Here is a 7016-nt window from a genome sequence, read left to right as displayed (position 1 = left end):
GCCCCCTTCACAAAGGGCCGTATTGCCGCCCTGTTTTCCTTTTGATCGAGGAAATAGCCCGTCTTCTGGCCGTTTGCGATATCAACGAGGAACTTTATGCCGTTCTCCACCATGATGACATCGGTATCAAACTCCCCTTTTATGTATCCTTTCCTCTGGTCAAGGCCCTCCAGCTCCCTTACGGGCGCATCGTTTCTCTCGTAGATCCCATCGGGCTTTATGACATCATCCAGTATATCCGCCAGCAGATGCTTGTACCTGTCGATGCCCAGCGCCAGGGTCTGCATGACGAGGTAAGTGGAAAACTTGTCCACTATAAGGGCCGGTAAAAAATCCGACTCGGCAAAGACCACCCTGCAGCTGTTCAAATCCGCAAACTGCTTTCTATACTCCCAGGCGGCTCGCACTCGCCTGTAAAAAAAGTCGGCATCGATTTCCTCCTGCTCACGTGTAAGCAACCGTATGGCAATCTGAGACCTGGGGTTGTAATAGCCCCTTCCTAAAAACCTTCCTTTATATGAGTATACATCCACCACGTCTCCGGGCTCACATTCCCCTTCAATTCGCTCTATGTCGCTTTTAAATATCCAGGGATGTCCATACAGAGTCCTCTTCTCTTTGTTCTTCAATAGATAAGCTTTCGCCATTGATTACTGCCTCCTTATGATCAGCATCTTAAGGTAATTCGGGTTTCATTCTAGGTCAACGCCGTTATATTCTATCATATTTTTATCATTGGTATCCTCCAACATCCCTAAACATAGCTCATTTAACGTTTTCAAATGCCATAAAACCTCAACAAACATATCACACCAGCGTCCCATCGCACCCTAATTATATCATAATCATAAATCATAATATAAAGATTATCGCCTTAAATAAAGACAATCCTGTCAAACTCTACAGGCCACTTTCTTATGGATTTCTTACTTGACAAACCAAATTCCAAATCTATAATATCAATATAGATTAGTTAGTTAACTAACTATATTTGAGGGTTTTCCGCCTATTTCATTACAGGAAAGGAGGATACAATGCATTCATGTCACATAACTCCCGACGAACCTCTAGGCCGCTTGTTTGCCGATACCGCCAAGCTACACCGCGACCTTTTTAGAAAGCTGGCCCACCAAAACGGCCTCGAACACGGGCAACCTTTCGTCCTAGCGATAATCATAGCCAATGAAGGTATAAGTCAGCGTCAGCTCAGCGAAAAGCTATTTATCACGCCGGCATCCACCACCGCGCTTTTGCAAAAGCTGGAAAAGGCAGGACTTATTGAGAGAATTCCAGATCCCAATGACCAGAGGGCATTTTGCATTTATGCCACCGAAAAGGGGCGTATGGTAGACCAACGGATGAAGGAAGGGTTACAGGAGCTCGAAAAGGCGTGCTTTTACAACTTTTCTCAGCAAGAGCTTGAGGAATTTCGCAGGCTTCTTTTAAAACTCCACCAAAACCTGTACAACTTAAATCAAGGAGAATGGAGGAGTAAGATATGGTGAAAATTTCACGCTACCTGAAACCCTATTGGGCATACGTCCTGATGGCACCTCTCTTTATGGCTCTGGAAGTATACATGGACCTATTGCAACCTAATTTAATGGCAGACATAGTGGATAACGGCATCGCCAATGGAGACATGAATTATGTCTTAACCCGGCTGCTCATCATGCTGGGCATAGCCCTTGTAGGAATGGTAGGTGGAATAGGGTGTATCTATACCTCCACCGTCGCTGCACTTGGGTTTGGCACCGATATTCGTTCCGACCTCTTCCGCAAGATCCAAACCTTTTCTTTTTCTAACCTTGATCGCTTTCAAACCTCATCGCTGATTACCCGGCTCACCAACGATGTCACCCAGCTACAAAACGTGGTCACCATGTCCCTTGCCATGATGATTCGCTCTCCTCTGCTGTGTATCGGTTCCATCATAATGACCATAAAGATAAGTCCTTCCCTCGCTTCAGTGCTGTTGGTAGCTCTACCCCTTACCATCATAGGCACCGCAGTAATCATCAGAAAGGGCTTCCCTCTATTCAGGCAGGTTCAATCGAAAATAGACAAGGTAAACACCATAATGCGTGAAAACCTGGCAGGAGTCAGGCTGGTAAAAGCATTTTTGCGCAAGGATTTTGAGGAAAACCGGTTCAAAAATGCAAATGAAGAGCTGCGGGACATCGCCATTACGGCCGGCAGGCTCATGTCCATAGGCATGCCGCTTTTGATGCTCATTACAAACCTTGCTACCGTGACGGTGTTATGGCTGGGTGGCATACATGTGCAAAACGGTAGCCTGCAGATCGGGGAGCTAATCGCGTTTATTAACTACCTTGTAAGGATAATGATGTCGCTGGTAATGATCGCCTTTAACTTGATGGCTTTTTCCAGGGGCAAAGTTTCGGCAGACCGTATAAGGGAAGTGCTGATGGAAGAGCCGGATATCGTTGACCCGGCTGAAAGCCGAAACAACCCCTCACATGAGCCCAAAATAACCCGTGGACAGGTAGTCTTTGAAAACGTAACTTTTAGTTACAGCCCGACTGGGGAGCCGGTTTTGAAAAACATATCCTTTACCGCCGAGCCCGGTGAAACGGTAGCCATAATTGGAGAGACGGGGTCTGGCAAGACCACATTGGTAAGCCTTATTCCCCGGCTGTATGATCCGCAGGAAGGCCGCGTGTTAATAGATGGCGTTGATGTGCGGGAATATAGCCTTTACAACCTGAGAAAGGAAATCGGAATGGTGATGCAAAATTCCCTCCTATTCTCGGGAAGCATATTGGATAACCTCCGCTGGGGAGACCCAGATGCAGACCTGGAAAAAGCTGTAGAAGTTGCAACCATAGCACAAGCCCATCAATTTATAATGAAAACCCCCAACGGCTATGACACAGATTTAAGCCAGGGAGGCGTCAATCTATCAGGGGGACAAAAACAGCGTTTGAACATCGCCCGGGCCCTCATGAAAAGGCCAAAGATTCTCATCCTGGACGATGCCACCAGCGCAGTTGACATGGTCACTGAAGCTAAAATACAACGGGCTTTAAGACAGTGGAGCCACAAGTGTACAACCTTCATAATAGCTCAACGCATAAGCTCGGTCATGGACGCCGATAAGATCATCGTTTTGGATAGAGGGCGAATAGCAGGAATAGGCATCCATGAGGAACTGCTGGCTTCCAACCCGCTATACCAGGATATCTACAGGTCACAGGTAGGAAAGGAGGAAAGAGCGCATGCCTGAAGATACACATAATGTCCACGGCAACTCCAGTCAACCCACCAAACCATCCTCATTCTCCAAGGGATATGGGCATAACAGCGCCTCTTCATCCCAAAACCCGCGCAGCGTGGGTGCCCCTGACATGCGCGGATTTGGTAGAAGGGGGTTCCATGGACCACGCGGTCGATTCATGGGACCAGTAGAAAAGCCAAAAAATCTGGGTAAAACCCTTATCAGGCTAGGTGGATATCTGAAAGGTGACATCCTCGGGCTGGTGATAGCCATACTGGCCGTTTTGCTCAACACGGCATGCACCTTGATAGGCCCACTGCTCATAGGCCAGGCCATAGACAAATACATCATTCCTAGAGATTTTCAAGGGCTGATGCGCATCTCATTGGTCCTTCTGGGGGTCTATCTCTTAAACTCGCTAGCAGCCTTTTTGCAGGGCTTTTTCATGGCTTCGGTGTCCGAGAACACCGTAGCTCGCATCAGGAAAGATCTGTTCAGCAAATACCAGGTACTGCCGCTTAAATTTTTCGATGCTCACACCCACGGCGAGTTGATGAGCCGCCTCACCAACGACGTGGATGCTATATCCATTACCCTGCATTCCGCCTTAATCCAGTTCATCTCGGGGATCATCACTCTTGTGGGAACAATAGTACTCATGCTGGTAAGGAGCGTGACCCTTACCCTCATAGCCTTATCGATAGTTCCTCTAATGTTTCTTCTAACCCAGCTTATAACCAAACATACTAGCAGGCTATTTATGGAACAGCAGCAAACGCTGGGCGAGCTCAACGGCAAGATAGAGGAAATCATTTCGGGCCAAAAGGTGGTAAAGCTGTTCTGCCGTGAACAGCAGGCCATCGCCGACTTTGAAGAGTCCAATCAAAAGCTCAAGAAAACCGCACTAAAAGCCCAAGTGCTTTCAAGAATCATGGGCCCCACCATGAACATGCTCAACAACCTGGGCTTCGCCCTAGTTGCCGGGATTGGTGGCTTATTGGCCGTTAAAAATATCGGAGGGGCTGTAACCGTAGGCACAATATCCGTATTCCTCAACTATTCAAGGCAGTTCACCAGGCCATTAAATGAAATGGCAAACCAATATAACATGGTTCTGTCGGCAGCGGCCGGTGCCGAACGGGTATTTCAGGTTCTGGACCAAGAATCCGAGCCGGCCGATGCTCCAGACGCGGTGGATCTCAGAGAGACGGGCATAAAAGGCCACGTAGAGTTTGAAAACGTCTCATTTGCTTATGATGATGAGAACATCGTGCTAAAGGACTTTTCCCTTGAGGTAAAGCCGGGACAAACAGTGGCGCTAGTTGGGGAAACCGGAGCCGGCAAGACCACCATAATCAATCTCCTCATGCGATTTTATGACGTCAAAGAAGGAAGCATACGCATAGACGGCATCGATATAAGAAAAATCAAACGTGCAAGCCTTCGTTCTTGTCTAGGCATCGTGCTGCAGGACACTTACCTGTTTAACGCTACGGTGCGCGAAAACATACGGTATGGCCGTCTGGATGCCACCGATGAAGAGGTAGAACAGGCAGCCAAAATCGCCCACGCCCACGACTTTATCATGCGTCTGCCCCAAGGATACGACACGGTTCTCTCCGATGATGGCAGCAATTTAAGCCACGGACAACGCCAGCTGCTGGCTATTGCCCGTGCTGTACTGGCAGATCCAGCCATACTCATACTGGACGAAGCCACCTCCAGCGTTGACACCCGCACCGAGGTGTATATCCAAAAAGCCATGCGTAACCTCATGAAGGGGCGTACCAGCTTCGTCATAGCTCACAGGTTGAGCACTATAAAGGATGCCGACTTGATCGTGGTGATAGACAAAGGCAGGATGGTCGAAAAGGGCACTCATCATGAGTTGCTGAAGCGGAAAGGTGTATATTACAACCTCTATCAAAGCCAATTCGTACGCAGCCGCCAGCTTGATAATAGAGATATCGAAGTTGCTCCATGAGATTTACAGAAGCAACGTCTTGCGGGAGGGCTCTTAACCCTCCCCTTTTTATTTTATTATCCTTATTTCCTTCGATCCTATCCTTTACAGCTTTAGCCTACGTAAATCAATAACTGAGGCTGTTTCATAGTTTATCAACTTACATCTATCATATAGAGAAAAAATCCGTAACTACTTCCCCTATACAACATTATCACCCTTCTTTACGCAGCATTGTTGCCAATGACTCCCTTCCCTGCAGCCTTCTTTTTATCCTGTTCTTTAGCTTAAAAGCCCATCCGCCCATGGTCCCCATGGGGCAAAAGGCACACCAGGTTCTCTGGTGATAATAAATGCCCAGCATAATGTCGATTATGGTGGTTATAAGCACCATGCGGACAAATACTAACCCTACAGCGTCCCAATCACCCCATGCCAAGGTCAATTGCATGGCAAACAGGCTCATCAACACTATGAGAAAAATCACCTTAAATGCGGTAGCCTTGAAAAGGCGGGGAATGCCCTTGTTTAAGGTAACTCTCTTCAACATCACATCGTTAAAACTTCCCCTGGGGCAAAAGGAGTTACACCACTTGCGCCCCATAAAAGGTCCCGTAACCACCGGTGCCAGCATGCACGCCACAGCAACTATCCCTATGGGTGGATATATTAGGCCTACAATACAATATGCTATCAGCACAAGCCACATATGCCGTTTAAACGAATTCATCGCCATATCGCCTCCCGCCATTATTTTATGAGGTTATCATTATATTATGATAATGCGATATATATTATATTACAATTTTGCAAGTATGGAAACCCCTTAATTTCAATTTCCCATTGTCCTTTTAGGTTTTTCATGCAATCCTTACTCTCCTTGTAAACTCGCCGTTCTTCCATATTAGATCTGCATGCAGTAAATTTCTCCTCGATAATATGACAGCCACATGGGAAATAATAGAAAATAAAAAAGCATGTTGACAAAACCCCTACTACAGGTTAAAATATATTTTGCCGTTAGGAAATAATAAAAATAGAAGATAGATTGAGATGCGGGTGTAGTTCAATGGTAGAACTCCAGCCTTCCAAGCTGGCGGCGTGGGTTCGATTCCCATCACCCGCTCCATTAATGTGCGCCTGTAGCTCAGCTGGATAGAGCAACGGACTTCTAATCCGTAGGTCAGGGGTTCGAATCCCTTCAGGCGCGCCACTGAGAAAAAGTACGGTGGGTATAGCTCAGGTGGTTAGAGCGCCAGATTGTGGCTCTGGAGGTCGTGGGTTCAAGTCCCACTATCCACCCCAATTTATTTTTATGGCGTTGGGGCGTAGCCAAGCGGTAAGGCACGGGACTTTGACTCCCGCATTCGTAGGTTCGAATCCTGCCGCCCCAGCCACACCATGACCCATTAGCTCAGGTGGTAGAGCACTGGACTTTTAATCCAGGTGTCCGGCGTTCGAATCGCCGATGGGTCACCATCTATTAAAGTATGAATGACACCGTTTAGGTTATGGTTACACAAGCAGGGCTTGAAGTCTGGGCCTCTCAATGGAAGAGGTTATAACTGGATACCACATATAAAGAAGCGGGCGTGGCGGAACTGGCAGACGCGCTAGACTTAGGATCTAGTGGAAGGTATCCGTGGAGGTTCAAGTCCTCTCGCCCGCACCATTATGCGGCAGTGGCTCAGGGGTGGAGCGTCGCCTTGCCAAGGCGAAGGTCGCGGGTTCGAATCCCGTCTGCCGCTCCATTTATTTTTAAGTTAAATCATGCGCCCATAGCTCAGCTGGATAGAGTGACAGACTTCGAATCTG

At 47.6% G+C, this 7016-nt stretch carries 5 protein-coding genes and 7 tRNA genes; 10 read left to right on the top strand and 2 right to left on the bottom strand.

Features of this window, described 5'->3' with window-relative positions:
* Positions 1–647 (bottom strand): class I SAM-dependent rRNA methyltransferase (locus tag FWJ59_RS06870; RefSeq protein WP_414481218.1); only part of this gene is annotated, 647 nt, incomplete at its 3' end.
* Positions 648–1034: 387 nt separating this feature from the next.
* On the opposite strand from FWJ59_RS06870, the gene FWJ59_RS06865 reads away from it, so the two are divergent.
* The 3 genes from FWJ59_RS06865 to FWJ59_RS06855 all read left to right on the top strand — a co-directional run bounded on the left by FWJ59_RS06865 (position 1035) and on the right by FWJ59_RS06855 (position 5222).
* On the top strand, positions 1035–1505 hold the full coding sequence (locus FWJ59_RS06865; protein WP_414481217.1) for a MarR family winged helix-turn-helix transcriptional regulator: 471 nt from the start codon (positions 1035–1037) through the stop codon (positions 1503–1505).
* A complete protein-coding gene (locus tag FWJ59_RS06860) occupies positions 1499–3247 on the top strand; it encodes an ABC transporter ATP-binding protein (RefSeq protein ID WP_414481216.1) in 1749 nt (582 codons plus the stop codon). The genes FWJ59_RS06865 and FWJ59_RS06860 overlap by 7 nt, the downstream gene beginning before the upstream one ends.
* A 121-nt stretch (positions 3248–3368) precedes the next feature.
* Positions 3369–5222, top strand: a complete 1854-nt coding sequence (locus tag FWJ59_RS06855) for an ABC transporter ATP-binding protein (RefSeq protein ID WP_414481219.1) — start codon at positions 3369–3371, stop codon at positions 5220–5222.
* Positions 5223–5415: 193 nt separating this feature from the next.
* Here FWJ59_RS06855 and FWJ59_RS06850 read toward each other — a convergent pair whose 3' ends face one another.
* Positions 5416–5931: a 4Fe-4S binding protein gene (locus FWJ59_RS06850; RefSeq protein ID WP_414481215.1), complete on the bottom strand. Its 516-nt coding sequence runs from the start codon at positions 5929–5931 to the stop codon at positions 5416–5418.
* Positions 5932–6256: 325 nt separating this feature from the next.
* Here FWJ59_RS06850 and FWJ59_RS06845 point away from each other — a divergent pair.
* The 7 genes from FWJ59_RS06845 (at position 6257) to FWJ59_RS06815 (ending at position 6952) form a co-directional block, all read left to right on the top strand.
* Positions 6257–6330: transfer RNA gene (locus FWJ59_RS06845), tRNA-Gly, on the top strand.
* Positions 6331–6337: 7 nt separating this feature from the next.
* A tRNA-Arg gene (locus tag FWJ59_RS06840) sits at positions 6338–6414 on the top strand.
* Between the two features lie 15 nt (positions 6415–6429).
* A tRNA-His gene (locus tag FWJ59_RS06835) sits at positions 6430–6506 on the top strand.
* Between the two features lie 17 nt (positions 6507–6523).
* Positions 6524–6598: transfer RNA gene (locus FWJ59_RS06830), tRNA-Gln, on the top strand.
* A 6-nt stretch (positions 6599–6604) separates the two neighbouring features.
* Positions 6605–6680, top strand: a tRNA-Lys gene (locus tag FWJ59_RS06825).
* A 107-nt stretch (positions 6681–6787) separates the two neighbouring features.
* Positions 6788–6873 (top strand) — tRNA-Leu (locus FWJ59_RS06820).
* A 4-nt stretch (positions 6874–6877) separates the two neighbouring features.
* Positions 6878–6952, top strand: a tRNA-Gly gene (locus tag FWJ59_RS06815).
* Positions 6953–7016 lie beyond the last annotated feature (64 nt).

The sequence above is a fragment of the Caldicoprobacter sp. genome (genome assembly GCF_047459465.1).
GTDB lineage: Bacteria > Bacillota > Clostridia > Caldicoprobacterales > Caldicoprobacteraceae > Caldicoprobacter.
The sequence above is the reverse complement of the archived record's forward strand: the minus strand, read 5'-3'. Positions and strand labels throughout refer to the sequence as shown.

Coding starts and splice junctions, on each gene's coding strand:
- FWJ59_RS06865 (WP_414481217.1), top strand. CDS start 1,035: ATGCATTCATGTCACATAACTCCCGACGAACCTCTAGGCCGCTTGTTT.
- FWJ59_RS06850 (WP_414481215.1), bottom strand. CDS start 5,931: ATGAATTCGTTTAAACGGCATATGTGGCTTGTGCTGATAGCATATTGT.
- FWJ59_RS06855 (WP_414481219.1), top strand. CDS start 3,369: ATGCGCGGATTTGGTAGAAGGGGGTTCCATGGACCACGCGGTCGATTC.
- FWJ59_RS06860 (WP_414481216.1), top strand. CDS start 1,499: ATGGTGAAAATTTCACGCTACCTGAAACCCTATTGGGCATACGTCCTG.